The organism is Nocardia sp. NPDC050799, from assembly GCF_040654015.1.
GTDB lineage: Bacteria > Actinomycetota > Actinomycetes > Mycobacteriales > Mycobacteriaceae > Nocardia.
Window position 1 is genome coordinate 1 of sequence record NZ_JBFAHF010000138.1, and the last position, 1,040, is coordinate 1,040.

General features: G+C 64.0%; 2 protein-coding genes. One reads left to right on the top strand and one right to left on the bottom strand.

Annotated features, from left to right (window positions below; genetic code table 11):
- A partial coding sequence (locus tag AB0H42_RS35935; RefSeq protein ID WP_357064389.1) for a hypothetical protein occupies positions 1-303 on the bottom strand: 303 nt, incomplete at its 3' end.
- A gap of 66 nt (positions 304-369) precedes the next feature.
- Between AB0H42_RS35935 and rlmD the strand changes: the two genes are divergently transcribed.
- A partial coding sequence (gene rlmD / locus AB0H42_RS35940) for a 23S rRNA (uracil(1939)-C(5))-methyltransferase RlmD (RefSeq protein ID WP_357064392.1) occupies positions 370-1,040 on the top strand: 671 nt, incomplete at its 3' end.

The following is a 1,040-nucleotide window of genomic DNA, read 5'->3' on the forward strand; positions in this document are numbered from 1 at the left end:
ATAATTAGAGGTAACGAACAAATTGTTCTGCGCATCGAACACGGTGATCGAACGCACGATGTCCGAATGGCGGCGGTGCAACAGACTGACCAACTGCCTGACCGATTCGCGGCTGCGGAACGTCATGCCGTACTCGCTGGCCACCGCCAGCGGCTCGATGATGCTGGCGCCGGCGTCGACCAATTGCTCCTGCAGCTCGTTATAGCGGTGCACCACGAAGAAGGTGCTGAGCAGCAAACCAATCAGCAAGGTCGGGGCCAGAATCAGGATCATCATGCGCGCACGCAGGCTGTATTTGGTCATGGGATTCCAATGTGGGAGAATTGACAGCTGACACTAGCTTAATGAACCAGCACACAATCGACAAATATGGCGCAATTCTACTCTCCCAAACGCCGCGTGACGACCCGGCAGAGCTCACAAATCTTCACCGTGACGGTGAGCGATCTCGATCCTTTCGGCCAGGGCGTGGCGCGCCACGACGGCAAAGCGGTGTTCGTGCCGGGCGTATTGCCGGGTGAGCAGGCGGAAATCCAGCTGACCGAAGACAAGCGCCAGTTCGCCAAAGGCAAGCTCAAGCGCCTGCTGAGCCGCAGCCCGCAGCGGGTGGCACCGCGCTGCCCGCATTTCGGCGTGTGTGGCGGCTGCCAGCAGCAGCATGCGGATGAGGCGCTGCAGCAGCAGAGCAAGGCGGCGGCGCTGGTGCGCATGATCGCCCGCGAAACCGGGGTGACCCCGCAGCAGGAACCGGTGATCGCCGGCCCGGAATACGGCTATCGCCGCCGCGCCCGCCTGAGCCTGGCGTGGCAGCCGAAGCTGCAGCGCCTGATGATGGGGTTTCGACAGGCGGCCTCCAGCGAGCTGGTAGCGGTGGAGCACTGCCCGGTGCTGCGCCCGGAGCTGGAACAGCTGCTGGCGCCGGTGCGCGCCTGCCTGAGCGGGCTGCAGGCGGTGCGGCGGCTGGGGCATGTGGAGCTGGTGCTGGCGGATAACGGCCCGCTGCTGGTGCTGCGCCATCTCGATGCCCTGAAAGAGGCGGA